Source organism: Brevundimonas sp. (genome assembly GCF_050729455.1).
Taxonomy (GTDB): domain Bacteria; phylum Pseudomonadota; class Alphaproteobacteria; order Caulobacterales; family Caulobacteraceae; genus Brevundimonas.
Genome location: NZ_JBOHLI010000019.1, coordinates 22893 through 49703, shown reverse-complemented (window position 1 = coordinate 49703; position 26811 = coordinate 22893). Strand labels below are relative to the sequence as shown.

The 26811-nt window shown below is 66.7% G+C and carries 28 protein-coding genes, 1 tRNA gene and 1 pseudogene; 27 read left to right on the top strand and 3 right to left on the bottom strand.

Features of this window, described 5'->3' with window-relative positions:
* From ACREEF_RS06990 to ACREEF_RS06935, 12 genes and pseudogenes are all read left to right on the top strand, one after another.
* A partial coding sequence (locus tag ACREEF_RS06990; RefSeq protein WP_431564869.1) for a hypothetical protein occupies window positions 1-240 on the top strand: 240 nt, incomplete at its 5' end.
* A gap of 127 nt (window positions 241-367) precedes the next feature.
* Window positions 368-643 carry a hypothetical protein gene (locus ACREEF_RS06985; protein ID WP_431564868.1) on the top strand — a complete coding sequence of 92 codons (276 nt, stop codon included), beginning with the start codon at window positions 368-370 and terminating at the stop codon, window positions 641-643.
* Window positions 644-647: 4 nt separating this feature from the next.
* On the top strand, window positions 648-1331 hold the full coding sequence (trbF, locus tag ACREEF_RS06980; RefSeq protein WP_431564867.1) for a conjugal transfer protein TrbF: 684 nt from the start codon (window positions 648-650) through the stop codon (window positions 1329-1331).
* Window positions 1310-2308 carry a TrbG/VirB9 family P-type conjugative transfer protein gene (locus ACREEF_RS06975; RefSeq protein WP_431564866.1) on the top strand — a complete coding sequence of 333 codons (999 nt, stop codon included), beginning with the start codon at window positions 1310-1312 and terminating at the stop codon, window positions 2306-2308. Before trbF ends, ACREEF_RS06975 begins: the two co-directional genes overlap by 22 nt.
* 90 nt (window positions 2309-2398) lie before the next feature.
* Window positions 2399-3467, top strand: a pseudogene (locus ACREEF_RS06970) (TrbI/VirB10 family protein).
* Window positions 3464-3967 carry a S26 family signal peptidase gene (locus tag ACREEF_RS06965; RefSeq protein WP_431564865.1) on the top strand — a complete coding sequence of 168 codons (504 nt, stop codon included), beginning with the start codon at window positions 3464-3466 and terminating at the stop codon, window positions 3965-3967. The pseudogene ACREEF_RS06970 and the gene ACREEF_RS06965 overlap by 4 nt, the downstream one beginning before the upstream one ends.
* Complete coding sequence (locus ACREEF_RS06960) at window positions 3961-4560, top strand: lytic transglycosylase domain-containing protein (protein WP_431564864.1); 600 nt, start codon at window positions 3961-3963, stop codon at window positions 4558-4560. Before ACREEF_RS06965 ends, ACREEF_RS06960 begins: the two co-directional genes overlap by 7 nt.
* Complete coding sequence (locus ACREEF_RS06955; RefSeq protein ID WP_431564863.1) at window positions 4557-4847, top strand: hypothetical protein; 291 nt, start codon at window positions 4557-4559, stop codon at window positions 4845-4847. Before ACREEF_RS06960 ends, ACREEF_RS06955 begins: the two co-directional genes overlap by 4 nt.
* 102 nt (window positions 4848-4949) lie before the next feature.
* Window positions 4950-5387 carry a helix-turn-helix transcriptional regulator gene (locus ACREEF_RS06950; protein ID WP_431564862.1) on the top strand — a complete coding sequence of 146 codons (438 nt, stop codon included), beginning with the start codon at window positions 4950-4952 and terminating at the stop codon, window positions 5385-5387.
* A 253-nt stretch (window positions 5388-5640) separates the two neighbouring features.
* Window positions 5641-5931, top strand: coding sequence for a hypothetical protein (locus ACREEF_RS06945; protein WP_431564861.1), 291 nt, complete (start codon window positions 5641-5643; stop codon window positions 5929-5931).
* A 164-nt stretch (window positions 5932-6095) separates the two neighbouring features.
* Window positions 6096-6386, top strand: coding sequence for a hypothetical protein (locus tag ACREEF_RS06940; RefSeq protein WP_431564860.1), 291 nt, complete (start codon window positions 6096-6098; stop codon window positions 6384-6386).
* A gap of 135 nt (window positions 6387-6521) precedes the next feature.
* Window positions 6522-7445: a hypothetical protein gene (locus ACREEF_RS06935; RefSeq protein ID WP_431564859.1), complete on the top strand. Its 924-nt coding sequence runs from the start codon at window positions 6522-6524 to the stop codon at window positions 7443-7445.
* 502 nt (window positions 7446-7947) lie between these two features.
* Here ACREEF_RS06935 and ACREEF_RS06930 read toward each other — a convergent pair.
* The gene (locus ACREEF_RS06930) at window positions 7948-11235 is read right to left on the bottom strand and encodes an autotransporter outer membrane beta-barrel domain-containing protein (protein WP_431564858.1); all 3288 of its coding nucleotides are present in this window, start codon (window positions 11233-11235) and stop codon (window positions 7948-7950) included.
* A gap of 303 nt (window positions 11236-11538) precedes the next feature.
* On the opposite strand from ACREEF_RS06930, the gene ACREEF_RS06925 reads away from it, so the two are divergent.
* Complete coding sequence (locus ACREEF_RS06925; protein WP_431564874.1) at window positions 11539-12789, top strand: glycosyltransferase; 1251 nt, start codon at window positions 11539-11541, stop codon at window positions 12787-12789.
* Window positions 12790-12894: 105 nt separating this feature from the next.
* On the opposite strand, the gene ACREEF_RS06920 is transcribed toward ACREEF_RS06925, so the two are convergent.
* Window positions 12895-12971, bottom strand: a tRNA-Asp gene (locus tag ACREEF_RS06920).
* Window positions 12972-13083: 112 nt separating this feature from the next.
* A complete protein-coding gene (locus ACREEF_RS06915; RefSeq protein ID WP_431564857.1) occupies window positions 13084-14547 on the bottom strand; it encodes an AbgT family transporter in 1464 nt (487 codons plus the stop codon).
* Between the two features lie 210 nt (window positions 14548-14757).
* Between ACREEF_RS06915 and ACREEF_RS06910 the strand changes: the two genes are divergently transcribed.
* From ACREEF_RS06910 to nuoL, 14 genes are all read left to right on the top strand, one after another.
* Window positions 14758-15135, top strand: a complete 378-nt coding sequence (locus ACREEF_RS06910) for an NADH-quinone oxidoreductase subunit A (protein ID WP_431564856.1) — start codon at window positions 14758-14760, stop codon at window positions 15133-15135.
* The gene (locus tag ACREEF_RS06905) at window positions 15105-15734 is read left to right on the top strand and encodes a NuoB/complex I 20 kDa subunit family protein (protein WP_431564855.1); all 630 of its coding nucleotides are present in this window, start codon (window positions 15105-15107) and stop codon (window positions 15732-15734) included. Before ACREEF_RS06910 ends, ACREEF_RS06905 begins: the two co-directional genes overlap by 31 nt.
* A gap of 23 nt (window positions 15735-15757) precedes the next feature.
* Window positions 15758-16357, top strand: a complete 600-nt coding sequence (locus ACREEF_RS06900; RefSeq protein ID WP_431564873.1) for an NADH-quinone oxidoreductase subunit C — start codon at window positions 15758-15760, stop codon at window positions 16355-16357.
* Between the two features lie 95 nt (window positions 16358-16452).
* Window positions 16453-17631, top strand: coding sequence for an NADH-quinone oxidoreductase subunit D (locus tag ACREEF_RS06895; RefSeq protein ID WP_431564872.1), 1179 nt, complete (start codon window positions 16453-16455; stop codon window positions 17629-17631).
* Entirely contained in the window at window positions 17628-18302 is a 675-nt protein-coding gene (nuoE, locus tag ACREEF_RS06890) for an NADH-quinone oxidoreductase subunit NuoE (RefSeq protein WP_431564854.1), read from the top strand. The genes ACREEF_RS06895 and nuoE overlap by 4 nt, the downstream gene beginning before the upstream one ends.
* Complete coding sequence (locus tag ACREEF_RS06885) at window positions 18302-18571, top strand: hypothetical protein (RefSeq protein WP_431564853.1); 270 nt, start codon at window positions 18302-18304, stop codon at window positions 18569-18571. The genes nuoE and ACREEF_RS06885 overlap by 1 nt, the downstream gene beginning before the upstream one ends.
* Window positions 18572-18577: 6 nt before the next feature.
* On the top strand, window positions 18578-19891 hold the full coding sequence (gene nuoF, locus ACREEF_RS06880; protein WP_431564852.1) for an NADH-quinone oxidoreductase subunit NuoF: 1314 nt from the start codon (window positions 18578-18580) through the stop codon (window positions 19889-19891).
* 5 nt (window positions 19892-19896) lie between these two features.
* Complete coding sequence (gene nuoG, locus ACREEF_RS06875) at window positions 19897-21942, top strand: NADH-quinone oxidoreductase subunit NuoG (protein WP_431564851.1); 2046 nt, start codon at window positions 19897-19899, stop codon at window positions 21940-21942.
* A gap of 3 nt (window positions 21943-21945) precedes the next feature.
* The gene (nuoH, locus tag ACREEF_RS06870; protein WP_431564850.1) at window positions 21946-23022 is read left to right on the top strand and encodes an NADH-quinone oxidoreductase subunit NuoH; all 1077 of its coding nucleotides are present in this window, start codon (window positions 21946-21948) and stop codon (window positions 23020-23022) included.
* Complete coding sequence (locus ACREEF_RS06865; protein ID WP_431564849.1) at window positions 23022-23234, top strand: hypothetical protein; 213 nt, start codon at window positions 23022-23024, stop codon at window positions 23232-23234. The genes nuoH and ACREEF_RS06865 overlap by 1 nt, the downstream gene beginning before the upstream one ends.
* Entirely contained in the window at window positions 23234-23725 is a 492-nt protein-coding gene (nuoI, locus tag ACREEF_RS06860; protein ID WP_040345161.1) for an NADH-quinone oxidoreductase subunit NuoI, read from the top strand. Before ACREEF_RS06865 ends, nuoI begins: the two co-directional genes overlap by 1 nt.
* A 63-nt stretch (window positions 23726-23788) precedes the next feature.
* A complete protein-coding gene (locus ACREEF_RS06855) occupies window positions 23789-24415 on the top strand; it encodes an NADH-quinone oxidoreductase subunit J (protein ID WP_431564848.1) in 627 nt (208 codons plus the stop codon).
* Entirely contained in the window at window positions 24415-24723 is a 309-nt protein-coding gene (gene nuoK, locus ACREEF_RS06850; RefSeq protein WP_105563431.1) for an NADH-quinone oxidoreductase subunit NuoK, read from the top strand. Before ACREEF_RS06855 ends, nuoK begins: the two co-directional genes overlap by 1 nt.
* 14 nt (window positions 24724-24737) lie before the next feature.
* On the top strand, window positions 24738-26807 hold the full coding sequence (nuoL, locus tag ACREEF_RS06845; RefSeq protein ID WP_431564871.1) for an NADH-quinone oxidoreductase subunit L: 2070 nt from the start codon (window positions 24738-24740) through the stop codon (window positions 26805-26807).
* Window positions 26808-26811: the final 4 nt, after the last annotated feature.

Genomic DNA, 26811 nt, shown 5'->3' with positions numbered 1-26811 from the left:
GGCGGGCGCTGGCCTGGTGGGCGCGGGCGGGGCCGCCGCGCGCCTAGCCGGGCCGGCGCGGGCGGCGTCGGGGGCCGCGGCAGGGCGGTCGACGCCGCCGTCTGGCTCGGCCTCGCCTTCGTCGCCATCGACGTCTCCGTCGTCGTCCCCGCCTTCTCCGGCGTCGCCTTCGTCGCCTTCGTCGCCCTCATCTTCACCAGGGTCGCCCAGGCCTGGCGGGCCAGAGCGCGCCTCCAGTGACAATCCCAGGTCGTCAGGACCGAGATCGGCGCCTGGAAGGTCGGGCGTCAGCGAGGCCGAACGGGCCTGGACTGCGGATCCTCGCGCGCAAGGGGGATCGGCGGCGTCCACGCAGCGGGCCCCGGAGGTGCAGTCCGGGCAGGGCCAGGTCGGCGGCGTTCCGGACGCGGCGCGTGGAGCAGGCCCGGGACGTAAACCCGAAGCCATCGCCCGTGAAGCCGAAGCGGCTCGCCGGGATTTCCACCGGGCGGCGGCGGGCGGCGACGCGCCGGCGAAGGCCCGCCCCCAGGGCCGGTCCGGCGCCTTGCAGGCCTTCTTCGTCGCCAACGCCGGACGCGGCCTGATGCCGTCAGGTGAAACCAGCGGCGTCCTGTCTCCCTCCCTCAAGACCGAGGAGCCCTGAGATCATGCATCCCTTCTTCCGACCCCGGCGGGCGCTGAGCTCCGCCCCCGACGCGACGCCCTATCAGAGGGCCAGCCAGGTCTGGGACGACCGCATGGGCCTGTCTCTGGCCCATGCCCGGAATTGGCGGCGCATGGCCCTGGCCAATCTGGCCCTGGCCGCCTTTCTCGGCGCGGGGTGGTGGGTCCAGGCCGACCGGGCCGTGGTCAAGCCCTTCGTGGTGGAGGTGTCCGACTGGGGCGAGACCCAGAGGATCACCGCCATCGGCGGCCGCTATGAGCCCAGCGAGGCCCAGGTCGGGCATGCGCTCGGCGGCTGGATCCACGACGTTCGCTCCAAGAGCATCGACCCCATCGTCATCCGGCAGAACTGGCTGCGGGCCTATGACCTGATGACGCCAAAGGCCGCCGCCTTCCTCAACGCCTGGGCCCAGACCCACGACCCCTTCGCCGACGCCGGCCGGGAAGCGGTCAATGTCGAGGTGCTCAACGTCGTGCGCCGGACCGAGCGGACCTATGACCTGCAATGGCGCGAGACCCGCTTCGTCAACGGCCAGCAGGCCGGGAGCGAACGCTGGCGGGCCCTGATCACCACCGGCCTGCAGCCGCCTCGCACCGAGGCCGAACTGATGAAGAACCCCCTGGGATTGAAGATCGAGGACGTATCATGGACCCCCGACGCCTCCTGACTCCGATGTTGACGCTGGCGGCGGCGGGATCGCTGATGGCCGGCTGCGCCGCCCTTGCGGAGGGCGGGACGGTTTCGCCTGGACCTGCGCCGAGCGCAGATGCCGTCCTGACGGCTTTCGAGGAAGCGCCCGTCGTTGCGTCCGAACCGATCATCTCTCCGACAGAGGTTCCCTATCTGGCGGCGACGACCGGAGCAGCGGCGCCCGCCGTTGAAACGAGGGTCGGCCCGAGCGGACGGGCCGCCATCGCCATGGCCAACCAGGCGGCGCGGGCCCCGTCGCGCGCGGACGGCTTCGTCGGCGGGGTCCAGGTCTTCGCCTGGTCGCCGGGACGGGTGTTCGAGGTCTGGACCGCGCCCCTGCGCGTCACCACCCTGACGCTCGGACAGGGCGAGACCCTGGTCTCCAGAGCGGCGGGCGACACGATCCGCTGGCAGATCGGCGAGGCGGCGTCGGGAACGGGGGCGGCGCGCCGGACCCATGTCCTGCTGAAGCCGCTCGAGCGCGGCCTGGAGACCAACCTGGTCCTGACCACCAACCGACGCGTCTATCTGCTGGATCTGAAGAGCGGCGCGGCGGACGCCTTCAACGCGGCGATCGCCTGGGACGAGGCTGAGGCGAAGGGCTCTGGGGGCGATGTCGAGGAACCCAAGGCCCCGGAGCCGCTCATGACGCCCCAGGGGCCGCTCGACGCCCGCTACCGCATCGAGCCGCGGGGACGGCGCGCGCGCTGGACGCCGTCGTCGGTCTTCAACGACGGCCTGCGCACCTTCATCGCCTTCAACGCAGACCTGCAGGTCGACGAGGCTCCGGTTCTGTTCGTGCTGTCGCCGGACGGCGAGGCGCAACTGGTCAATTATCGACAGCAGGGCGGTCTGTTCGTTGTTGATAGGGTGTTCGACAGGGCTGAACTTCGCCTGGGAGGTCGCCGGCCCCAGGTCGTGCGCATTCATCGCCTGGCGGGAGCGGACCGATGACGGGGTTCGACAAGCCCGGTCCGGCGGCGGACGCACCTCAGCCGAAGGAACCGGCGCCGGGCCTTTCCCTGCGCGCGCCGCACCCCCCCTGTGATCCGGCTTCGCAAGTCGGTCATCCAGGTCGTGGCCCTGGGCGGCGCCGCCCTGGTCGCCGGCTCACTGGCCTGGGCCTTTGTGGTCCAGCCCGAGCTTCGCGCCGGCGCCCAGGCGCGTGCGGCGGAGAAGAAGCCGGAGCAGGGCCGCGGCCTGGTGCGCCCGTCTGAGGTCGTCACCCGTCAGCCTGCGAGCTACGACCGGCTGCCCGAGCCCAGGGGCGGAGCGGCGTCGAAAGCGACCGCGCCGTCGGACGCAGCGCCGCCGACCGCGGTCTATCCGGCTCAGGCCTATCCATCGCCGCCCGTTTCGAGATCCACGGGGCCGAGCGCCTCGGACCAGGCGGCGCGCTCGGCCCTGTTCTTCGACGTGGCGAGCAGCGGGCGGTCGCCTGCAGAACAGGTACCGCCTACCGCGCCGGGCTCGGGCGAAGGCGCCGCTGTGCACGGGCGGCGGGGCGCCGGCTACAACGAGAATGAGCTCGTCGCGCCTCTGTCGCCCTTCGAGCTCAAGGCCGGAGCCGTGGTGCCCGCCGCCCTGCTGACGGCCGTCGACACCGCCCGTGCAGGTCCGGTGGTCGCCATGACGACCCAGAACGTCTTCGACACGGTGAGCGGACGGCATCTGCTGATCCCCCAGGGGACGCGGCTGATCGGTCGCCATGAGGGCGAAAGCGCCTATGGCGACCGAGGCCTTTCTGGCCTGGGAGCGCCTGATCCTCCCCAACGGCAAGAGCCTGATCCTGGACGCGGAGCCCGGCGTGGACGCGCAAGGGACGATCGGGGTGGAGGGACAGGTTGATCGGCGGCTGTTGCCGCTCCTGGCCGGAACCCTCTTCGCCGGCGCCGTGACCACCCTGGGCCAGATGGCGCGGGACGATGGCGGTCGGGATTCGGGCGGCTGGCTCGGCGACGCAGGCGACGCGGCCGCTATCGAGGGTGCCCAGGTCGGCGGCCGTCTGGTGGACCGTGAACTGGAGGTTCGGCCCTCGATCCGTCTTCGCCCGGGCGCGCCGGTACGCGTCATGATCACGCGCGACCTGATCCTGGAGCCCTACCGGCCATGATCCCGCATCAGATCATTCGCCTCTGGGCGGCGCCGATCGCGGGCGTCGCCTTTGCAGCGGCCATGGGCATCGGGTTGGATGAACCGCCGCCCGCTCTGGTCAATGAAAGCCCGAGCCTGCCGCGCGGCCTCTATCTGCGCACCGGGTCGGCGATCGAACGCGGGGCGATTGTCGCGATCGCTCAACCGGTCGAGGTCCGCCCCTACCTGATGCGCCTCGGGATGCCGAGCGACGTCCTGTTGCTCAAGCGCGTCGCCGCTGTGGGAGGAGATCCGGTCTGCGCCGGGTCCGGGATGGTTCGCATGCCAGGGCGTCAGGTCCGGGCGCTTGCTCATGATCGCCAGGGCGCGGCCTTGCCCGCCTGGCGAGCGTGCCGTCGTCTCGCGCGCGACGAAGTCTTTTTGCTCGGCGACACGACGGGGAGTTTCGACAGCCGCTACTTCGGCCCGGTCCGAAGGGGAGAGGCGAAGGGGGTCTATCGGGAGGTTCTGACATGGTGAGGCTCATTCTGACGGCGGCGCTTCTTATGGGCGCGCCTGCGACGACTTCGGCCCAGGCGCTCGATTGGGGGCGGTCCGGCGGGGATATGTTCGGTCGACCGCTCGAAGCCGCTGAAACCTGGTCCGACTCCGGCGATGATCCGCGTCTGGTTCCCTTGAGCCAGCCTTTCGCCGAGGCCGTGGCGGAGGCGGCCGAGCGTCACGGTCTGGATGCGAAGCTGCTCCATGCCCTGGTCATGACGGAGAGCGCCTATAGGCCGGATGCGGTTTCGCCCGCCGGCGCGGCTGGCCTGACGCAACTGATGCCGGGAACAGCCCTCGATCTGGGCGTCAGGAATCGCTTCGATCCCATCGAAAACCTGAGGGGAGGGGCTGAGTATCTGGCGCGTCAGATCATCCGGTTCCGAGACCTGAGGCTGGCCCTGGCGGCCTATAATTCGGGGCCAGGACGCGTGGCGCGTCTAGGCCGGGAGCCGGATATCGCCGAGACGCGCGCCTATGTCGTGACGGTCATCGACTGCTATCTCGCCCTGACCGCGGGGAGGAGGGTCACGAACTCGCGTCAGTGCCGTTCTGAAGGGGCGGCGCCATGATCCCTTCTGTTTCGAGCGTTGAAGCCCATGAGGCCCAGCCGTCGTCCAGCGATGAAGATCTGCTGACACGCGCCGAAGCCTCGGCCTTTCTGGCGTTGATGGGCGTTCGCCTGAAGCCCGCCACCCTGGCGCGGATATGGTCGACGGCGGCGGACGGACCGCCCTGCCGCCATATAAGGTCAAAGCCCTACTACCCGCGAGGGCTTCTGCGGGACTGGGCGCGCTCACAGGTGTCGGAACTGAGGACCGGAGCGCCGCCGGCGGCGAAGGGGCGTGGTCGTGTCTGAACCCGATCGCGTCGAGCAGGCCGCGTCGGGTAGGCGGTGCGGGGAACCGGCGACGAGCGCCGCCTTCGCCTGGGAAGCCGTCCGGCGATTGGGGGCGATCGCATGACCTTTCAATCAAACGGACAGGCGGTCGAGACCGGCGGACGGGAGGATCGGTTGTTGCCGTGGGGGCGTGTCCGGGACATCGCGGGCATCAGTCGCACCACGGCCTGGCGCATGCAGCAGACCGGGGACTTTCCGGAGCCCGTGCCGGTGTCTCCGGGGCGGGTCTGCTGGTGGGAAAGCGAGCTCACGGCCTGGAAGGCCACGCGGGGCGCGATCCGGCCGCTGAAGCCGCCGTCACGGCCGCGCCTGCCCGGCATGCCGCGTCCATCGCCGAAGAGGGCCGCCGCCCTGGCGCCGAACGCCTTGGATCTACGAGAGAACCTGCCGACGGCATCGATCTCCAGGGAATCGCTCGTCGAGGCGGTTCCGAGTTCGCGCGGACGCAAGCGGGGCGCGCGGGCCGCGTCGGCGGACCAGTTGGGCTTCGACTTCTAGGCGGGTTGCGGGGCAGCGAAGGCTACTCGTCATCGGAATTGACTCGCTGCGCGTTAGCGACGACGCTTCGGTCATCGTCGAATGCGGCGTTAATCGTGCGTAGCGATTCTGGGAGCATCATCGGATTGGACTTCAGTACGACGCACTGTTAAACCCCCGCCGCCTTGGGTGTTCCGCTCCATATCCCTGCGGGGATCCGTGCGTCGACACCGTGTGGATTGCATCCTCATCCGCCTATGGACGTTGGACCTGTATGTTGACCTGGATCATGATTGCTGTGGCGCTTGCGGGGGCGACGTTCGCCCTCGGCGTCGCAATCGTCTCCCTCAATGTCTGGCTTGGCGTGTTCCGTCGCGGTTCGCGCGTCGCGGAGGAAGCCTTCCGTCGCGGCGACAGCCTGGCGTCCTGGGCAGACCCATCCAAAACCGTGCCTCGTCCCGGACCTCGTCATGATGCCCGCGCCGCCATCGCTGGACGCAAGAGCAAGTCCTACGGCGTTGTGGCTGTCACCGAGCGCGCCTCCGACCATATCTACGGCCTGTAAGTTCTCGTATGGGGGACTTTGTCGGTTGGTCGCCGACCATCCTTGGGCGGGTGTCGTTCAGCCGGATCGGGGAGGCTGTTGTCAGCGGGTCTGTGACCTGCAATGCGACTGAGGCTGGCGGTTTCCTGTTTGGCGTGAGCCGCCGAACGAGCCATGATGGACCGTTGCCCGCGTGGCTGACCAGCTTGGTCGGCCGCTATCCCTACACTGACTGGGCCTTCTTCCTTGAGTGCCGCCCAGGCGAGCTCCCCTTCCTCAAGACCTCGTGCAGCGACGCCGCAGTCTCCGATACGGATGTGGTTCTGCGGTCGGATGATCGGGCCGAGCTTGTCGGCACGCTCTATTTCGCCAACGGGGCGACGAACGCTCTGGGCGCCGCGGCCCACGCGGCCTTCGCCAACTGTCGGGACAATGCCTGGATCGCCTCGGGCGCGACGGCTTCAGGCCAGGTCTAACTCGAGCTGTTCCACCGGACCCGCAGCGGTCTGGAGGAAGCGTTCGACCTCCTGAAAAGGGCCAACCTCAGCGAAGAACCGACCCCCATCTTCGGCAAGGTCGACGTCGTCTTCTCGCGCTCGGGGATGTGCAGGGTGTCGGTGGATCCGGCTCAGCTTCTGACGACGGGCCATCTCAAGCAGATGGCGCGCGAGGGACGGACGGACGGCTATGATCGGGAGGCAGTTCAGGCCCACCTCGAGGATGTCGCCGCCCAGGCCTTCTTTGTGATTCGCGACCTGACCCACCAGCATTATCACCACAAGAAACACTCGGACCTTCTGACCACGGTCACGCCGTGGACGCAGGAAACCGATGAGGACTGGAGGCGGCAGACCCAGTACGGTCTGGCTCGGATGGCGATCGCGGTGCGCCGTTCGGGGCGAGCGGAATCCTTCCGCCAGGCCCTCGGCATAGTGGCCTATGCGCAGGCTTTCCAGAACCACCTGTGCGGCTGGTCTTCTCCGGAGCCGGGCAAGGTCCGCAAGTCCGCCGTCAGCTTCAACTATGACTTCGCGGCGCTGAAAGCCTCAATTGAGGCGAGTCTCAAGGTCCGAGAGCTGAAGGATTCCAATCGGCGCGCCCGAATGTTCTTCGCCTTCGGCACGGCGGTGACCGCCCTGTCTATTCTGACGCCAGCCTATCGGGGCAATGAGAAGCACCTGGGGCAATGGCCGGGCTACTTCCGCGATGCCCTGGCGCTGGCTGTCGACAATCCGATCCCGACCTTGGCCGTCGCCGCGATGATCGGCTTTGCGGTCGACCACGCCATTCTCACCTTCTCCGTGAATCAGGAATGGTTTGAAAAGGCGCGGGCTAGCGTGAGCCGGCTCGTAGGCGGCTTCATGGGCATGTTGCGGCGCCATCGCGTGCCGGCCAGGGCCGCCCAGGTGTCGGCGCTTCTGGTTCTCGCCGTTGTGCTCATTACGGCCTTGCTGCTCACCTACCTCGGCTACAGATATGCGTTCGAGGCGATAGGCCAGATGGCCAGCCAGATTCAGGCGGCGCCCAGGGTCTAGGGTCGGTTCGACGTTGCGGATGGTCCAGAGCGTCGCCTTGGGCCAAACTGGACGCGCGGAATCAGGCATCAGCAGGAGGCTGGGATGACGACGGGGCGAGCAGGCTTCGAGGTCTATCGCGGCAAGGGCCGTCACGCTCGCCGTGTGCAGAACACTGCGGGAAGCACGCTTCTGAACCTGTTCATGGCATGGATGCGTCGGCGAGATTGAGCCAGTCAGCGTGTGTGTAGCACGATAGAACCATCGGATTGGCGGCATTTTTGTGGGGCGCTAGTGGGGCATTCGGAGCGAAGCCAAACGAACATTCATGCAAAGCTACGAAACAGGTTTTTCTCGGAACATATTGTTTTTATGAGTTTTTTATAAACCCTGAAAAGGCCTGAAAATGGCCTGAACCCGATTTACACCGAGAGGGTCGGCGGTTCGAACCCGTCGCCGCCTACCATCATTAAAAAGGCCGCCGGGCGAACCCGGCGGCCTTTTTGCTGTTCGGTCGGACCGATCAGAACTTGAAACTGGCCCGCAGCAACAGGGTGTAGCGGACGTAGTCCTCCAGCAGTTCTGCGTCGCCGGTGATCGCGATCATGCCCAGCTCGTTGCCGACGTTCAGGCGGAAGCCGAGAATGGGACCGCCACCCTCGATGCTGGCGGGGTCCAGGGTGAAGGCGTCGCCGCCCGAGGCGAAGCGGGCGATGGTCGTCCCGGCGTCGACCGAGAAGTTCTGACGCCAGCCGACGCGGACTTCCGGACGGATCCAGCCGTTCTGGCCGAAGCCGTAGCCGATGTTCACGGCCGCGACGCCGGAGAACATATGACCGTCGCGATCGTCGATCTTCAGGTCGAAGCCGTCGCCGCCGCCCTTTTCGGTGCGGGCGCCTTCGCTCAGCGAGAAATACTCGCCGTAGATTTCAGGACGAACGTTCAGGCGACCGAAGTTGCGCTCGTAGGAGGCGCCGCCGGCGGCGGCCAGGGTGAAGCCGTGCCAGTCGGATTCGTTCTTCAGGTTCAGGCCGTCAGCCACCAGCTTCCGGGTCGCGTTGAACGAGGCGTAGCCGCCCGCCGCACGGGCCCAGGTCGTCCAGTACTGGCCCTGGGCGCGCCAGTAGAGGCCCAGCTCCAGCAGATTGGCCGACAGGACTTCCTCGGCCGCGGCCTCGGGGTCTTCCAGGTCGGACGAGGTGAAGGCGGCCGACAGGCCGATGGCGCCCATGCGGGTGCCGCGCTCGACGCCGCCGGCGACGCCGAAGCCTTCCGAGCGGAAGCCGTAGGAGTCGGTCTTGTCCTTGTCGGCGTAGAAGTTGATTTCCTGGACCCAGGCGCTGGTTTCGCCCGGCGCGGCCGAGGCGTTGCGGCCCGTCAGTGCGCGGGTGACGGCGTCAACGCCGCTGGCCAGGGAGAGCAGGGGGCCGCCCGAATGATCCGGCAGCATCTGTTCATAAATATCGAAGAAGCCGTCGCGGCCGGTCTGATTGAGGATGGCGTTGCGGATCGCCTCGTTCTGGCCGAGCGCGCCGTAGATGGAGTCGTAGGCTGCGGACTCCACACCGATCATGCCGGCTTCTTCGGCCGTGCGGCGGGCGGCGTCGACAAAGACCTGGCCGGCTGCGGCGTCGACGCCGGTCTTGACGACGAAGACGTAGGGCGAGTTCGCCTGGACCGCGTTGGAATCAATGGCGCCGACATTGAGCGTGTTGGCGTCAATTATGGTGAAGCGCGTCGGGGCCTGCAGCAGGGAGTTGAACCGGACGCCAAGCCCCGCGCCGGTTGCGATGTTGGCGGTTCCATTGACATTGAAGCCGCTGTTCGTGCCGGTGGCCGGGTCGAGCGTGACGATCAGGTCGCCGTCGGCGCCGATGTTCAGATCGCTGATGGTCGTCACGCCCGTCTGGCGCGCGTCCAGCGTGCCCTTGGAGACGTCGATGTCCAGTTGGCCGTCGGAGGTGGTGACGGCGCCGCGCACGACGGCTCCGCCCGAGATCGAAAGACGATCGGCGCCGGCGCCGAATTCGATGTCGCCCTGAACCAGGCCGTTCTGGACGTCGACGAAGTCCGCGCCGGAGCCCAGGCGAATGGCGCCGAAGGTGAGCGGTTCGCGCGAGTCGGTTACGCCGTCGCCGTCCGTGTCGGGATCCCCTGCCGTGGCCGTTCCGGGGATGCCCTTCTGGGTGAAGGTGACGCCGGTCGTGTTGGCGCGGACGTCAATCGCCGTGGCCGTGCCGGTGATCGGGTCGCCCGCGTCGTTGGGCGAGACGTTGGCCTGGATGGAGCGGGTGTTGGTGATCGAGGTCAGGCTGCCGCTGAGATCCGCGATGGCGGTCACGTTCGCCGTTCCGCCGCCTGCGGTGGCGGCGATCACGCCGTCGTTGTTCAGGCTGGCGACGTTGGCGCCGGCCTCGATACGCACCGCCGTGACCTGATCCGCCCCCGTGGTGGCCGAGGCGGCGCTGATGGTGCCGGTGTTGATCAGCGTCGGCGTCGTGGCGCCCGCCATGAAACGGACCGCCGTGGCGTCGGCCTCGTTCGCCAGCACGGCGATGGAGCCCTCGTTGCGTACGCCGCCATTGACGGTGACGGCCTGGCCGCCTGCGACGCCGAACTGGACCGCTGTCGGCGCAACATCGTCATAGATGCCGCGGCCGATGATCTCGCCGCGATTGACGAAGCCGTAGGCGTTGTCGCCCGTGCCGGCCACGCCGAGGGTCACGGCGTTCGCAGTGGAGCCGACGACCACCGCCGGAGCGGCGCCGAAGGTCGTGACCGAGGCCGTCGTCTCGGTGGAGTCGGGCAGGCCGTCGCCGTCGCGGTCCGTGTCCGTCCGGTTCGCGATGCCGTCGCCGTCGTCGTCCTCATCGCCGTTCTTGACGCCGTCGCCGTCGTCGTCGCCCTCGACCCCCGCAGCGCTGTAGGCCGGTCCTTTGTCGAACAGGACGCCCTTGGAAACATTGCCGGCGATTCGCACGGCGGAACCGCCCTGGAGCAGGTCGTCGGCGTCGAGGTCCTCAAGGAAGAGCTCTTCGGCCGGCACCGTGCCAGTGGTCGGCTTGTCGTTGGGACGGGTGGTGTAGCGGTATCCCGTGGAGGTGAGCGTGCCCTGAACCGCGACCCGGCCATCGACCGCGCCGTCCACCGCCACGCCGACGGCGTTCTCGCCCCTCGCCGTCACCGAGCCCAGAATGTTGACGTCGCCCGTGACGGGACCGCTGACGCGAACGGCGTGCGTATTGTTACCCGTGACCGCAATAGTCCCGAAGCTGGTCAGGTCGCCGACCATGGGCGCCTCGACCGATACGCCATAGGAATTATTGCCTTCGACCAGGATCGCGCCGTTCTGCTCGATCAGGATATCGCCGGTGCGCGGCGCGGCGCCGGTGACCCGAATGCCGTATCGATCAGTGCCGGTGGCGAAGGGGCCGTCGAGATCGCCGTCCTTGTCGGTGTCCGCATATTCTTCGATGTCGTCGGTGACGCTGATCGTGCCGCCGATCGTGATCGGTCCCGTGGTGCCGCCCAGGGCCAGAATGCCGGTCGAGCCGTTGGCCGACTTGGCCATCGTGATGTTTCCGCCGTTGTCCAGATCGACGCCGTGGCTGGAATCGATGGTCACGGCCGCGCCGCTGGCGACGGCGATCGAGCCGCCGTTGGCCAGGCGGATGCTGTCGGGGGCGCTGCCGGTGGCGTTGGAGGTCGAAATCGGCGTGGTGCGGGCCGTGGAGATCACCACTTCGGCCTGAGCGCCGGCGGCGACCATCAAGGGGGCGATCGCCACTGCGGTCGCGAGCAGAATACGCATTAGATAGAAACCCCTCGTGGACACACGCGCAAGGACGCCAGCGGCCCGTCTATCAGGCTCAGCGACACCACGCCCCAAGTTTCTCGAATTTGAGGCGATTGCAAGGCCCGGCGTAGGAGGGGCAAGCTGAACGGCGCCTGAACATCGCCATTTTTCGGCTCATGACGTCGGTTGTGGAAATGGGTGCTTGAGCGGAGCAGTTTCCGGGGCTACGGCCGATTCATGGTGAGTTCCAAGCGCGCGCGTCACATCCAGAGCCGGACCGGCCGCATCGGCGCGTCGAATCCCGGAGAGGCCGGCTTCATGAGCATGAGCGATATCGACGTTCAGGAGAGCGAGCTTCGGCTGTTCCCGGGATTGGACGAGGAGGTCGCTGAAACGCTGCGACTGCTCAAGGCCTCCACGTCTGATCCGCGCCCGCGTCTGGTGGACACCACCATGCTGTTCGCGCCGCGTTCGGGCGGGGTGAAGCGCTATCTGTTGTCCAAGAAGGCTTGGCTGGAGGCGAACCGGCCGTCCGTGGCTCACACCCTGGTGGTGCCGGGCGCCAAGCACAAGGCGGGCGCGGACGGCATCGTCCAGCTTCATGCTGCGAAATTGCCCTTCGGCGACGGTTATCGCTGGCCCAGCTCGGTTCGGCGCTGGGGCGCCTGGGTGGCGTCGATGAACCCGGCCGTCATCGAGGCGGGCGATCCCTATACGCCGGGGCAGGGGGCGCTGGAGGCGGGGCAGAGGGCTGGCTGTCCGGTTGTCGGCTTCTGTCACTCGGACCCGGCGGGTCTGGCGGCGCTGCACTTCGGCGAATGGGCCAAGAAGCCGGTCGAGAAGCGCTGGGCCAAATTGTTTTCGCAGTTCGACCGCGTGGTCTCGCCCAGCCGCTTCATCGCGCAGCGGCTGGAGGAGGCGGGCGTCGGCGGCATTGTGATTCGTCCCCTGGGCGTCGAGGTCGACACCTTCCGTCCCGATCGCCGCGATCGCGACTGGCTGCTGAAGAAGCTGGGCCTGGGCGCCGACGCGCGCCTGCTGTGCTTCGCGGGCCGCCCGGCCAAGGAGAAGAACGTCGACGTCCTGATCGACGCGGTTCAACGTCTGGGCGCGCCCTATCATCTGGTGCTGGTCGGGGCAGGCGCAGGGATGCCGCCCGAGGACCGGGTGATCTCGCTGCCCTATGAGAAGGATCCCAAGGCCGTGGCGCGGATCATCGCCAGCTGCGACGCCTTCGTTCACGCCAACGACAAGGAGCCGTTCGGCCTGATCGTGCTGGAGGCCATGGCCTGCGGACGCCCGGTCGTGGGCGTCAATGCAGGCGGGGTGGCCGAGACGGTCGATCCGAGCGTGGGTCAGCTGGCCGCGTCCGCCGACCCGGCCGACTACGCCGAGGCGATCGAGGCGCTGTTCGCACGGGACGTCGAGGTCCTGGGCCGGGCGGCGCGGGTCAAGATGGTGGAGCGGTTCGCCTGGAACCGCGTCTTCGAGGATCTGTCGGCTCTCTATGGCGAGCTGAGCGGCCGGCCCGAGTTCGTCATGCCGCAAGACGTCGCGCCGCTGAACTAGCGGCGCGGACGCGCATGAATGCGCCGGGCGACGGATAGGCTGATGATGTAGTGAGAGGCGGCGCCCGCTTGGGGCGGTGTGCGCCATTCCCTTCGCTGAAGAGAATGGCGCGAGTGACGGGGCTCGAACCCGCGACCTCCGGCGTGACAGGCCGGCACTCTAACCAACTGAGCTACACCCGCGTTTCCCGAACCGAGCGCTGTGCGCCGCGGCGAGGGGCGTCGTTTAGGCGGGCGGGCCGGTTACTGTCAAGCGACGCGGCTGTGGATAAGTAAAAAGATCGCGCGACCTCCGTTACTTGGCCGCGGCTGCGGCCTGCGGCGGAGCCAGAGGCCCGGCGATTCCGCCGTCCGCCGGCAGGTGCGAAGCGGTCGCGGGCGGCGGCGGGTCGTAGTGCACGCCGACGCCCGGTCCCAGCGGCAGGTCCAGCGCCACCCATGTCGCCACCATGATCAGGCCCGCGACCAGGAAGGCTCCGGCGTAGGGCAGCATGGTGGCCATCAGCGAGCCCAGGCCGAAGCGGGGCGCCAGGGCCGACCACTTGGCCGAGGCCGAGCCGATGAACAGGTCGAAGATGCAGGAGACCAGGACCACGACGATCAGCAGCAGCGGCGTGGGCAGGGCCAGCTCACGCAGCGAGGCGGCGGCGTTGACCGCCAGAATCGGCCCCAGACCCGACCAGTTGAACATGGCCACGAAGTGGGCGGCGAAGAAGGCCAGGACGATATAGGGGGCCAGCTGGCTGATCCCCTCGCGCATCATCCTCACCAGGTCGCGATGATCCTTGATGGACCCTGAGCCGACGCCGAAGGCTGCGCCCGCACCGAAGAAGGTCAAGGCGAAGAAGGCGACCAGCGAACGGTACAGGGGATTGAAGCGCTGCTCCGGCTCGGCGTCGATATCGACGAAGGGCGAGCCGGGCAGGAGGGTGACGGTCGTCCAAAGCGCGATCATGGCCAGGATGGTCAGGCCTGCGAACAGCAGGCCGCGCTTTTCGGCGCTCGTCAGCGGCGTCTTTTCCTCAGCGGTCGCCGGGGCGGCGGACGTCGGCGTCCACGGCCCCAGGCGCGGCTCGATCACCCGGTCGGTCAGGAACCAGACGATGGGGGTGAAGACGAAGACGACGCCGACGATGAAGAACCAGTTGCCGGCGATGCTGACGGCGTAGGAGGGGTCGATCAGGTGGGCGGCGGGCTCGGTGATGCCCAGGATCAGGGCGTCGCTGGCGCCGGGGAACAGGTTGCCTGCATACCCGCCCGAGACAGCGGCGAAGCCGGCGGCCAGACCCGCCAGCGGGTGGCGACCCGCAGCAGCGAAGATGACGGCCGCCAGCGGAATGACGACGACGTATGAGGCGTCGGACGCGTGGTGCGACACCATGCCCGTCACCACCACGATCGGCGTCAGGATGAATCGCGGAGCGTTCAGCAGGGCGCCGCGAATGGCGGTCGAAAACATGCCGGTCCGTTCGGCGACCGAGGCGCCGTAAATAATCGTGATCACGATCCCTAGCGGCGGGAAGTCGGCCAGGGTGCGCGGCATTCCGATGAACAGCCGCTCCAGATTGCCGGGTGACAGAAGGCTTTCGGCCTGCAGCACGTCGCCGGTCACGGGATTGACGGCGGACCAGCCCAGACCGGCCCCGACCAGGCTGAGCACGACCAGGCCCAGGATCAGCCACAGAAAGAGAAATACGGGGTCCGGCAGCCGATTGCCGACGCGCTCGATGGTGTTCAGCAAGCGGGCTGTCAGGCTCATGCTGCGACCTTCATTCCAGAGGTATGGGGGAAGTCTCCATTACGCGTATCAGCGGTGCGACTGGCAACGCCAGAGCCTGCGGCAAAACGCGCACGGACCTGCGAACCGTTCTCAATAAAAAACCTTTGCCGACATGGGTTTGAACCCCGGCGAGGTTGGGTCTAAGAAGCCCCGAATCCGCCCCTACCCTCGGCGGGCGAGGCAGCTCGAATGAACGCATTTCTTCTGGAATATCTCCCGATCGTCGTTTTCCTGGCGATTGCGGCCGTGCTCGGCCTCGGCTTCATGCTGGCCGCCTGGGCTCTGGCCCCCAAGAACCCGGACAGCGAGAAGCTTTCGGCCTATGAGTGCGGCTTCAACGCCTTCGACGACGCGCGCATGAAGTTCGATGTCCGGTTCTACCTGGTGTCGATCCTCTTCATCATCTTCGATCTGGAAGTCGCCTTCCTGTTCCCGTGGGCCGTGTCGATGTTCGACCTGTCGCACGGGGGCATGATCTTCGCCTTCTGGTCGATGATGGTCTTCCTGGGCGTCCTGACGGTCGGCTTCATCTATGAGTGGAAGAAGGGAGCCCTGGAATGGGACTGATCACCCCCACCAGCCCCCTGGCGCCCAGCAGCCCGGTCACCCCGGGCGCGAGCGCCTATGGTTCGGGCGCACGCTCGATGGTCGAGGGTTACGACCCCAAGCTGCACGACAAGTTCTTTGAGGCGGTCAACACCGAGCTGAGCGAACAGGGCTTCCTGACGACGTCGCTGGACGACGTCATCACCTGGGCCCGCACCGGTTCGCTGATGTGGATGACCTTTGGTCTGGCCTGCTGCGCCGTCGAGATGATGCAGGCCTCGATGCCGCGCTTCGACATGGAGCGGTTCGGCATGGCGCCGCGCGCCAGCCCGCGTCAGTCGGACCTGATGATCGTCGCCGGCACCCTGACCAACAAGATGGCTCCGGCCCTGCGCAAGGTTTATGACCAGATGCCGGACCCGCGCTACGTCCTGTCGATGGGCAGCTGCGCCAACGGCGGCGGCTACTACCACTACAGCTACAGCGTCGTGCGCGGTTGCGACCGCGTGGTGCCGGTGGACGTTTACGTTCCGGGCTGCCCGCCGACGGCTGAAGCCCTGCTGTACGGCCTGTTGCAGCTGCAGAAGAAGATCCGCCGCACGGGGACGATCGAGCGATGAACGCCCTCGCCAAGATTGCTGAAATGGAAACGGCCCTGACGCCGCTGGGGGCCGAGATGGTCGCCGCGCTGGGCGTCGAGGCCCAGGTCGCTTACGGCGAGCTGAACCTGGTCACGACCCGCGATCAGATCCTCCAGGTTCTGACGACGCTGCGCGACCGTTTCGGGTTCCAGCAGCTGATCGACCTGTGCGGCGTGGACTATCCGGATCGCGCCGAGCGTTTCGAGGTGGTCTATCACCTGCTGTCGCTGACGCGGAACGCGCGCGTTCGGGTCAAGGTGACGACCGACGAGGTCCAGCCCGTGCCCAGCGCGATCCCGGTCTATCCGGCCGCCGACTGGTTCGAGCGCGAAGCCTTCGACATGTACGGCATGCTGTTCTCCGGCCACCCGGACCTGCGTCGCCTGCTGACCGACTACGGCTTCCAGGGGCATCCTCTGCGCAAGGACTTCCCGATGACGGGCTATGTCGAGGTCCGTTACGACGAAGAGCAGAAGCGCGTGGTCTATGAGCCGGTGAAGCTGGCTCAGGAGTATCGCAATTTCGACTTCCTCTCCCCGTGGGAAGGCGCCGAGTATCCGGCCCAGGTCCTGCCGGGCGACGAGAAAGCGGGAGCTAAGTAATGGCCGACGGCGCCAACACCCCCGCGACGGCGGCCCCCACGGGCGTCGATGCGTTCGAGGACTATGAAGACGGTCTGACCGCCCACGCCCGGGCGATGGACGACCGCACCTTCACGATCAACTTCGGCCCGCAACACCCGGCCGCGCACGGCGTGCTGCGTCTGGTGCTGGACCTGGACGGCGAAGTCGTGACCCGCGTCGATCCGCATATCGGCCTGCTGCACCGCGGCACCGAGAAGCTGATGGAGGCGCGCACCTACCTCCAGAACATCCCCTACCTGGACCGTCTCGACTACGTCGCGCCGATGAACCAGGAACACGCCTTCTGCCTGGCCATCGAAAAGCTGCTGGGCGTGGACGTGCCGTACCGCGCGCAGCTGATCCGCGTGCTGTATTCGGAAATCGGCCGGATCCTGTCGCACCTGCTGAACGTGACGACCCAGGCCATGGACGTCGGCGCCCTGACGCCCCCGCTGTGGGGCTTCGAGGAGCGCGAGAAGCTCATGGTCTTCTATGAGCGGGCTTGCGGCGCGCGTCTGCACGCCAACTATTTCCGTCCGGGCGGCGTCCACCAGGACCTGCCGATGGAGCTGGTCGACGACATCGGCCGCTGGTGCCAGGAATTCCCGGCGGCTCTGGCCGACATCGAGAGCCTGGTCACCGAGAACCGCATCTTCAAGCAGCGCAACGTCGACATCGGCGTGGTGTCCAAGGACCAGGCGATGGCCTGGGGCTTCTCGGGCGTCATGGTGCGCGGTTCGGACATCGCCTGGGACCTGCGCAAGTCGCAGCCCTATGAGTGCTACGCCGACCTCGAGTTCGACATCGCCGTCGGCAAGAGCGGCGACTGCTGGGACCGCTACCTCGTCCGCATCGAGGAGATGAAGCAGTCGGTGCGGATCATGGAGCAGTGCATCCACAAGCTGCGCAACTGCCCCGGCGAGCCGGTCATGGTCGAGAACAACAAGGTTGTTCCGCCGCGTCGTGGCGAGATGAAGCGTTCGATGGAAGCGCTGATCCACCACTTCAAGCTCTACACCGAGGGCTTCAAGACGCCCGAGGGCGAGGTCTACGCCTCGGTCGAAGCGCCCAAGGGCGAGTTCGGCGTCTATGTCGTCTCGGACGGCACCAACAAACCCTACCGCGTCAAGATTTCGGCGCCGGGCTTCCGTCACCTGCAGGCGATGGACTGGATCAACCGCGGCCACATGCTGGCTGACGTGTCCGCCATCCTCGGCTCGCTCGACATCGTTTTCGGAGAAGTGGACCGATGAGCGTTCGTCGTCTCGCCAAAGAGCAACCTGAATCCTTCGCCTTTTCAAAGGACACGAAGGCCAAGGCCGAGTGGTGGATCAAGAAGTATCCTGACAGCCGTCGTCAGTCGGCGGTGATCCCGATTCTGTGGCTGGTCCAGAAGCAGGAAGGCTGGGTCTCGGAGCCCGCCATCCGCGCCATCGGCGAACTGCTGGGCATGGCCTTCATCCGGGTGCTGGAGGTCGCGACCTTCTACACCATGTTCCAGCTGGAGCCGGTCGGTAAGGTCGCCCTGATCCAGGTCTGCGGCACCACCCCCTGCATGCTGCGCGGCGCCAATGAGCTGATGCGCGTCTGCAAGGAGAAGATCGGGCCCAAGGACGAACTGTCCGCCGACGGTCGCTTCACCTGGCAGGAAGTCGAGTGCCTGGGCGCCTGCGCCAATGCGCCGATGGCCCAGATCAACGACTACTACTACGAAGACCTGACGCCCGAGACGATGGCCCAGATCATCGACGACTTCGCCGCGGGCAAGTCGCCGAAGCCGGGCTCGCGCGTCGGTCGTCACAGCTCCGAGCCCGAGGGCGGCGCGCTGGTCCTGAAGGACCCGACGCTGTACGACGGCTCGCGCGCCAAGAAGATCAAGTCGCTGCCGAACTCCAAGCCGGCGGCTGAGAAGGCTCCGGCCTGATGACTCGACCGAACCTCGACAGCGATGAGGGCAGGGCGGCCTACCGGGCCGAACTGCGTCGCGTCGGTTGGCCCCTGCGTTGGGGCGGACTGGCGTTGATCGTCGTTGCGGCGGGACTGGTGCTGGCGGTGAAGGACGGCAAGTTCGGGCTGTCCGAGGACCTTCTGCTGATCGCCTACGGCCTGCTGGCCGCGGGCTGGGCGTTGGTCGTCACCGCTATTTTCATGCGCACCCGCCACCACAAGCGCCGTCTGGCGGAAGGACTTTAAGGGCTCATGGTCGGAATCCTCGAAGACAAGGATCGCATCTTCACCAACCTCTACGGCCTCCAGGACTGGGGCCTTGAGGGGGCGAAGCAGCGCGGCGCGTGGAACGCCACCAAGGACATGCTGGACCTTGGCCGTGACTGGATCATCACCAACGTCAAGAACTCGGGCCTGCGCGGACGCGGCGGCGCCGGTTTCTCGACCGGCCTGAAGTGGTCCTTCATGCCCAAGGAAGTGAAGGATCGTCCTCACTACCTCGTCATCAACGCCGACGAGTCCGAGCCCGCGACCTGCAAAGACCGCGAGATCATGCGCCATGATCCGCAACTGCTGATCGAAGGCGCCCTGATCGCCTCGTTCGCGATGCAGGCCCACGCCTGCTACATCTACCTGCGCGGCGAGTACGTGCTGGAGCGCGAGCGCATGGAAGCCGCCGTCAAGCAGGCCTATGAGGCCAAGCTGATCGGCAAGAACAACGTCCACGGCTGGGACTTCGACGTCTATATCCACCACGGCGCCGGGGCCTATATCTGCGGCGAAGAGACCGCCCTGCTGGAATCCCTGGAAGGCAAGAAGGGCCAGCCGCGCCTGAAGCCGCCGTTCCCGGCCGGCGCTGGCCTCTATGGCTGCCCGACGACCGTGAACAACGTGGAATCGATCGCTGTGGTCGGCACCATCCTGCGTCGCGGCGCGGACTGGTTCGCCAGCTTCGGTCGTCCGAACAACACCGGCACCAAGCTGATGTCCCTGTCGGGGCACGTGAACACGCCCTGCGTGGTCGAAGAAGCCATGTCGATGCCGCTGCGCCAGTTGATCGAAGATCACGGCGGCGGCGTGCGTGGCGGCTGGGGCAACCTGAAAGCCATCATTCCGGGCGGCGCGTCCTGCCCGGTCATCACGCGCGAGCAGGCTGAAGTCGCGCTGATGGACTTCGACTCCATGCGCGAGATGCGCTCGTCGCTGGGGACGGCCGGCGTGACCGTCATGGACGAGTCCACCGACATCGTTAAGGCGATCGCCCGCATCAGCTACTTCTTCAAGCACGAGAGCTGCGGCCAGTGCACGCCGTGCCGCGAAGGCACCGGCTGGATGTGGCGCGTGCTGGAACGCATGGCCGTCGGCGACGCTGATCCTTCCGAAATCGACCTGCTGCTCGACGTGGCCGGTCAGGTCGAAGGCCACACCATCTGCGCCCTCGGCGACGCCGCCGCCTGGCCCGTTCAGGGCCTGATCCGGCACTTCCGCCACGAGATCGAAGACCGCATCAACACCTACCGCAGCCGCCGCGCGAACTTCGCCGGCCACGCGATCGCGGCGGAGTAATCGTAATGCCTATCGCCAAGGTCAACGGCGTCGAAACCGAGTTCGAACCCGGCATGACGGTTCTGCAGGTCGCAGAGCGCGCCGGACAAGAGATCCCGCGTTTCTGCTACCACGAGCGCCTGTCCATCGCCGGCAACTGCCGGATGTGCCTGGTCGAGGTGAAGCCCGGACCGCCGAAGCCGCAGGCTTCGTGCGCCCTTCCGGCCGCTGAGGGCCAAGAGATCTTCACCGACACGCCGATGGTCAAGAAGGCCCGCGAAGGGGTGATGGAGTTCCTGCTCATCAACCACCCGCTGGATTGCCCGATCTGCGACCAGGGCGGCGAGTGCGACCTGCAGGACCAGGCCGTCGGCTATGGCCGCGACGGTTCGCGCTACGGCGAGAACAAGCGCGCGGTCGAAGAAAAGAACATGGGCCCGACGGTCAAGACGTTCATGACGCGCTGCATCCAGTGCACGCGTTGCGTTCGCTTCATCACCGAAGTGGCCGGCGTGCCGGACATCGGCATGATCTCGCGCGGCGAAAGCGCCGAGATCACGACCTATCTGGAAAAGAACATCGACAGCGAGCTGTCGGGCAACGTCAACGACCTGTGCCCGGTGGGCGCCCTGACGCACCGTCCCTGGCAGTACCACTATCGTCCGTGGGAGCTGAAGAAGACCGAGACCATCGACGTCATGGACGCCCTGGGCTCGAACATCCGCGCCGACGCGCGCGGCGCCGAGGTCATGCGTGTTCTGCCGCGCGTGAACGAGGGCATCAACGAAGAGTGGCTGTCGGACAAGAGCCGCTACGCCGTCGATGGTCTGGCGCGCCAGCGTCTGGATCGTCCCTTCGTGCGCGAAAACGGCAAGCTGCGCGCCGCGTCGTGGGACGAGGCGCTGAACGCCGTCGCCGCCAAGCTGAAGTCGGCTTCGGCTGACCGCATCGGCGTCATCGCCGGCGACCTGCAGGACGCCGAGTCGATGAAGGCGACGCTGGACCTGTTCCGCGCCCTGGGCTCGGCCAACACCGACTGCCGTCAGGACGGCGCCGCGATCGGGCAGGGGGCTCGTGAGGGCTGGCTGTTCAACTCCGGCCTGCAAGGCATTGAAAACGCTGACGCCATCCTGATCGTTGGGGCCAACCCGCGCACGGAAGCGCCGCTGCTGAACACGCGCCTGCGCAAGGTCTGGCTGAAGGGCGCCGCCGAGATCGGCGTCATCGGCCAGCAGGTCGACCTGACCTATGAGTACAACTACCTCGGCGCCGGCTCGAAGACCCTGGGCAAGCTGCCCAAGGCGGCTGTCGACTTCCTGACCAAGGCTGAACGCCCGGCGATCATCGTCGGCGCGGGCGCCCTGATCGGCGAGACCGGCGCGGCCGTGCTGAACGCCCTGGGCGCGCTGGCCAAGAAGGTCGGCGTGGTCAAGGACGGCTGGAACGGCTTCAACGTCCTGCATACCGCCGCCGCGCGCGTCGGCGGTCTGGACATGGGCTTCGTCCCCGCCGACGGCGGCCTGGACGTGGCCGCCATGCTCAAGCCGGGCGCGCTGGACGTGCTGTTCCTGCTGGGCGCCGACGAGGTCAACGCCTCGGCCTCGGACGCCTTCCGCGTCTATCTGGGTTCGCACGGCGACCGCGGCGCGCACAACGCCGACGTCATCCTGCCGGGCGCCGCCTACACCGAGAAGTCGGGCCTCTACGTGAACACCGAGGGCCGGGTGCAGATGGCCGAACGCGTCGTCTTCCCGAAGGGCGAGGCCAAGGAAGACTGGGCCATCATCCGCGCCCTGTCGGAACGGGTCGGCCACAAGCTGCCGTTCGACACCCTGGAGCAACTGCGCGCCAAGCTGATGGGCGACCATCCGACCTTCGGCCGCATCGACTATCTGGCGCCGGCTGCGGCGTTCGATGTGGCGGCTCTGGGCGCCAAGGGCGATCTGGGCGACGTCGCCTTCGTCTCGACCATCGCTGATCCCTACCTGACCAACCCGATCGCGCGCGCCAGCGAAACGATGGCCCAACTGTCCGCCGAGCGGACGGCGCCGGTCGCCCTGGCGGCGGAGTAAATCATGGACGCTGCGACCTCCTTCTGGACCACGCCCCTCGGCTGGACCCTCGCCACCATCGGCGGCATCCTGATCGTCACGGTCGGGATCCTGATCTCGCTGGCCTTCCTGCTGCTGGCGGACCGCAAGATCTGGGCCGGCGTGCAGATGCGCAAAGGCCCCAACGTGGTCGGCCCGTTCGGCCTGCTGCAGTCCTTCGCCGACTTCTTCAAGTTCGTGCTCAAGGAAATCGTCGTCCCGTCGGGCTCCGACAAGGTCGTCTTCCTGGCCGCGCCTCTGATCACCTTCATCCTGGCCTTCATCGCCTGGGCGGTGATCCCGTTCGCGCCGGGCTGGGTGATCTCGGACCTGAACGTCGGCGTGCTGTACATTCTCGCGATCAGCTCGCTGGGCGTTTACGGCATCATCATGGGCGGCTGGGCTTCGAACTCGAAGTATCCGTTCCTGGGTTCGCTGCGTTCGGCGGCGCAGATGGTGTCCTATGAGGTCTCGATGGGCCTCATCATCATCAACGTCATCCTGCTGGCCGGGACGATGAACCTGACCCAGATCGTCACCCAGCAGAACGGCTGGATCTGGAACTGGAACATGTTCGGCGGCGGCCTCGACACCCTGCCGACCATCGTGGTCATGCTGCCGATGACCGTGGTCTTCTTCATCTCGGCCCTGGCCGAGACCAACCGCCCGCCCTTCGACCTTCCCGAAGCGGAGTCGGAACTGGTGGCCGGTTATCAGGTCGAATATTCCTCGACGCCCTACCTGCTGTTCATGATCGGCGAGTACGCCAACATCGTCTTCATGTGCGCCATGATCAGCCTGCTGTTCTGCGGCGGCTGGAACCCGGGCTTCCCGACGGACTTCCTGGACAGCTGGCCGACCTTCGTCGCCAATCTGTTCTACTTCCTGGTCTTCGCGGCCAAGATCGTCTTCTGGTTCTTCATGATCGCCCTGGTGAAGGCCTTCGTGCCTCGCTATCGCTACGACCAGCTGATGCGCCTGGGCTGGAAGATCTTCCTGCCCGCGTCGCTGGTGGCCGTGGTGGTCGTGGCGGCCTGGCGCGTCTTCGCGGTGGGCGCGTGATGGGCGTTCGCGCCACATTGCTGACGGGCCTGATCCTGGCAGGCGCAGCCGGCGGCTGCGCCTCGTACGAGGCCGAACCCGTTTCGGTCTATCAATGGGAGCGCAAGGTGGAGCGTATCCAGCGTGAAGACGCTGAACGTGCACGCCTGTGCGGAACCCTCGACAAGGAAAGCGCGCGCTATGAACGCGAGTGCGCCGGAGTGAAATCGTAATGCTGACCCGTATCGTTCAGGCGGCCAAGGGCGCGATGCTGACCGACGTGTTCGGCGCCGTCGGCCTGTCGATGAAGTACATGATGAAGCCGAAGGCGACGGTGAACTATCCGTTCGAGCGCAACCCGCAGTCGCCGCGCTTCCGCGGCGAACACGCGCTGCGCCGCTATCCGAACGGCGAAGAGCGCTGCATCGCCTGCAAGCTGTGCGAGGCCATCTGCCCGGCCCAGGCCATCACCATCGAGGCCGAACCGCGCGCCGACGGCAGCCGCCGCACGACGCGCTACGACATCGACATGGTCAAGTGCATCTACTGCGGCCTGTGCCAGGAGGCCTGCCCGGTGGACGCCATCGTCGAGGGACCGAACAGCGAGTTCGCCACCGAGACGCGCGAAGAACTGCTCTATGACAAGGCCCGACTGCTGGACAACGGCGACCGCTGGGAACGGCTGATCGCGAAGAATCTGGAACTCGACGCTCCGTATCGCTAAACCGAGCCGCGATTCCGCCACGGGATCGCCGCGCAAGACTTTGAAGGGGGCTTTGTCCCACCCATGCTGCAAGGCATAGCGTTTTATCTTCTGGCGACGGTCGCCGTGGTTTCGGGCCTTCTGGTCGTGACCGCGCGCAATCCCGTGCACTCCGTCCTGTGGCTGATCCTCAGCTTCTTCTCGGCCGCCGGCCTGTTCGTCCTGCTGGGCGCAGAGTTCCTGGCCATGCTGCTGGTGGTCGTCTACGTCGGCGCCGTCGCGGTGCTGTTCCTGTTCGTGGTCATGATGCTGGACGTCGACTTCGTCCGCCTCCGCGAAGGCTACGCCCGCTACCTGCCGCTGGCGGGAATCATCGCCGGCGTGCTGCTGGCCGAGATGATCATGGTGTCGATCACCGTGGTGCAGGGCGGGGCGGCCAAGGCGGCGCTCGCGCCGATCGCCGCCGGGCCTGACGCCTCGAACGTCGAGACGATCGGCCGGGTGCTGTACACGGACTACGTCTACTTCTTCCAGGCCGCCGGCATTGTCCTGCTGATCGCCATGATCGGGGCCATCGTCCTGACTCTGCGTCACAAGCCGAACATCCGCCGCCAGGATCCGTCCTCGCAGGTCAATCGCGACCGCAACAAGTCGGTCGAGGTCAAGGCCGCGCCGACCGGGCAGGGCGTCACCCCCGAGGAGCTTCTGTGATGGACATCTCGCTCCAGCACTACCTGGCGGTCGCCGCCATGCTGTTCACCATCGGGGTGTTCGGCATCTTCGTGAACCGCAAGAACGTCATCATCATCCTGATGTCGGTCGAGCTGATCCTGCTCGCGGTGAACATCAACTTCGTCGCCTTCTCGACCTATCTCAACGATGTGTCGGGTCAGCTGATGGCCATGTTCGTCCTGACCGTCGCCGCGGCTGAAGCCGCCGTCGGCCTGGCGATCCTGGTGACCTTCTTCCGTAACCGCGGCGACATCGCGGTTGACGACGCCTCCGTGATGAAGGGCTGATCGGAACCGTGACTATCCAGACTCTCGTCACTCTCGGCGTCTTCGCCCCCCTGCTGGGGGCCATGATCGCTGGCTTCTTCGGTCGCAGGATCGGGAACATCGCCTCGCAGTCGGTCACGACCGGCCTGCTGTTCTTCTCGTGCGCGATCTCGTGGATCGTGTTCAGCCAGTGGACCTGGGGCGGGCTCGAAGCCTTCACCGTCCACCTCGCGCCCTTCATCCACGTCGGCGACTTCCAGTCGAACTGGTCGATCCGCGTGGACGCCATGTCGGCCACCATGCTGATCGTGGTGACGACGGTGTCGTCGCTGGTCCACCTGTATTCTTGGGGCTACATGGCCGAGGACGACAGCCGGCCGCGCTTCTTCGCCTACCTGTCGCTGTTCACCTTCATGATGCTGGCGCTGGTGACGGCCGCCGACTTCCTGCAGATGTTCTTCGGCTGGGAAGGCGTGGGTCTGGCCTCCTATCTGCTGATCGGCTTCTGGTTCAAGAAGGACACCGCCTCGGCCGCCGCCATCAAGGCCTTCGTGGTCAACCGCGTCGGCGACTTCGGCTTCCTGCTCGGCATGATGACCGTCTTCTGGATGTTCGGCACGATCGAGTTCGCCAAGCTGTTCCCGCAGATCGCCGGCAAGGCCGGCACGGGCTGGGAATTCCTGGGCTACACCTGGTCGGCGCTGGATCTGGCCGGCGTGCTGCTGTTCATCGGCGCCATGGGCAAGTCGGCCCAGTTCTTCCTGCACACCTGGCTGCCGGACGCGATGGAAGGCCCGACGCCTGTGTCGGCCCTGATCCACGCGGCGACCATGGTCACCGCCGGCGTCTACATGGTCTGCCTGCTGTCGCCGCTGTATGAGCACGCGCCGCTCGCCTCGCTGGTCATCGCCATCATCGGCGGGATCACGGCCATCTTCGCCGCGACTGTCGGCATGATGCAGAACGACATCAAGCGGGTGATCGCCTATTCGACCTGTTCGCAGCTGGGCTATATGTTCTTCGCGGCGGGCGTCGGCGCCTATCAGCCGGCCATGTTCCACCTGTTCACGCACGCCTTCTTCAAGGCCCTGCTATTCTTGGGCGCCGGTTCGGTGATCCACGGCATGCACCACGAGCAGGATATGCGGGGCATGGGCGGCCTGTGGAAGCTGCTGCCCGTGACCTACGCGGTCATGATGATCGGCACCATCGCCATCACCGGCCTGGGTCTGCCCGGCGTCGGCGGCTTCGCCGGCTTCTATTCCAAGGACTCCATCCTCGAGAGCGCCTATGCGGCGGCGACGAGCGGCCACTCGGTCGCGGGGATGTTCGCCTTCGTCATCGGCATCTCGGCGGCCCTGCTGACGGCCTACTACTCGTGGCGCCTGGTCTTCATGACCTTCCACGGCAAGGCCCAGTGGAAAGACGACGGTCATCACGCCGCCGACGACCACGCCTCGCACGCCCAGCTGGAGACGCACTCCGAGCCGCTGGACGGCGACGATCACGCGCACGACGACCATCACCACGGTCCGCTGCAGCCGCATGAGAGCCCGCTGGCCATGGTCCTGCCGCTGCTGGTGCTGTCGATCGGCGCCATGTTCGCGGGCATGATCTTCGCCCCGCACTTCATCGGTCACCATGAGGCCGAGTTCTGGCGCGGCGCCATCTTTGTCGGCGGCGCCAACCACGTCCTGCACGAGAGCCACAACGTCCCGACCTGGGTGAAGTGGGCGCCGCTGGTCGTGACCCTGACGGGCACCTTCGCCGCCTTCTGGATCTATGTCCTGAAGGAAGGCGTCGCCAAGGAGTGGGCCGAGCGCAAGGGACCGCTGTGGACCTTCCTCTACAACAAGTGGTTCTTCGATGAGCTGTATGACGCCGTCTTCGTGAAGGGCGCCAAGGCGATCGGCGACTTCTTCTGGAAGATCGGCGACGTGAAGATCATCGACGGCCTTGGCCCCAACGGCGCGGCCTGGGCTTCGCTGAAATCGGGCGGCTGGCTGTCGCGCTTCCAGTCCGGTTTCGTCTACTTCTATGCATTCGTGATGCTGATCGGCGTGGCTGTGTTCCTTGCCTTCGCCATCTTCACGTGGGGAGCCTGAGCCT

Bases quoted from the DNA above. Each gene is read 5' to 3' on its own strand.
- trbF (WP_431564867.1), top strand. From the start codon at position 648: ATGCATCCCTTCTTCCGACCCCGGCGGGCGCTGAGCTCCGCCCCCGAC.
- ACREEF_RS06975 (WP_431564866.1), top strand. From the start codon at position 1,310: ATGGACCCCCGACGCCTCCTGACTCCGATGTTGACGCTGGCGGCGGCG.
- ACREEF_RS06965 (WP_431564865.1), top strand. From the start codon at position 3,464: ATGATCCCGCATCAGATCATTCGCCTCTGGGCGGCGCCGATCGCGGGC.
- ACREEF_RS06960 (WP_431564864.1), top strand. From the start codon at position 3,961: ATGGTGAGGCTCATTCTGACGGCGGCGCTTCTTATGGGCGCGCCTGCG.
- ACREEF_RS06955 (WP_431564863.1), top strand. From the start codon at position 4,557: ATGATCCCTTCTGTTTCGAGCGTTGAAGCCCATGAGGCCCAGCCGTCG.
- ACREEF_RS06950 (WP_431564862.1), top strand. From the start codon at position 4,950: ATGACCTTTCAATCAAACGGACAGGCGGTCGAGACCGGCGGACGGGAG.
- ACREEF_RS06945 (WP_431564861.1), top strand. From the start codon at position 5,641: ATGTTGACCTGGATCATGATTGCTGTGGCGCTTGCGGGGGCGACGTTC.
- ACREEF_RS06930 (WP_431564858.1), bottom strand. From the start codon at position 11,235: ATGCGTATTCTGCTCGCGACCGCAGTGGCGATCGCCCCCTTGATGGTC.
- ACREEF_RS06925 (WP_431564874.1), top strand. From the start codon at position 11,539: ATGAGCATGAGCGATATCGACGTTCAGGAGAGCGAGCTTCGGCTGTTC.
- ACREEF_RS06915 (WP_431564857.1), bottom strand. From the start codon at position 14,547: ATGAGCCTGACAGCCCGCTTGCTGAACACCATCGAGCGCGTCGGCAAT.
- ACREEF_RS06910 (WP_431564856.1), top strand. From the start codon at position 14,758: ATGAACGCATTTCTTCTGGAATATCTCCCGATCGTCGTTTTCCTGGCG.
- ACREEF_RS06900 (WP_431564873.1), top strand. From the start codon at position 15,758: ATGGAAACGGCCCTGACGCCGCTGGGGGCCGAGATGGTCGCCGCGCTG.
- ACREEF_RS06895 (WP_431564872.1), top strand. From the start codon at position 16,453: ATGGACGACCGCACCTTCACGATCAACTTCGGCCCGCAACACCCGGCC.
- nuoE (WP_431564854.1), top strand. From the start codon at position 17,628: ATGAGCGTTCGTCGTCTCGCCAAAGAGCAACCTGAATCCTTCGCCTTT.
- ACREEF_RS06885 (WP_431564853.1), top strand. From the start codon at position 18,302: ATGACTCGACCGAACCTCGACAGCGATGAGGGCAGGGCGGCCTACCGG.
- nuoF (WP_431564852.1), top strand. From the start codon at position 18,578: ATGGTCGGAATCCTCGAAGACAAGGATCGCATCTTCACCAACCTCTAC.
- nuoG (WP_431564851.1), top strand. From the start codon at position 19,897: ATGCCTATCGCCAAGGTCAACGGCGTCGAAACCGAGTTCGAACCCGGC.
- nuoH (WP_431564850.1), top strand. From the start codon at position 21,946: ATGGACGCTGCGACCTCCTTCTGGACCACGCCCCTCGGCTGGACCCTC.
- ACREEF_RS06865 (WP_431564849.1), top strand. From the start codon at position 23,022: ATGGGCGTTCGCGCCACATTGCTGACGGGCCTGATCCTGGCAGGCGCA.
- nuoI (WP_040345161.1), top strand. From the start codon at position 23,234: ATGCTGACCCGTATCGTTCAGGCGGCCAAGGGCGCGATGCTGACCGAC.
- ACREEF_RS06855 (WP_431564848.1), top strand. From the start codon at position 23,789: ATGCTGCAAGGCATAGCGTTTTATCTTCTGGCGACGGTCGCCGTGGTT.
- nuoK (WP_105563431.1), top strand. From the start codon at position 24,415: ATGGACATCTCGCTCCAGCACTACCTGGCGGTCGCCGCCATGCTGTTC.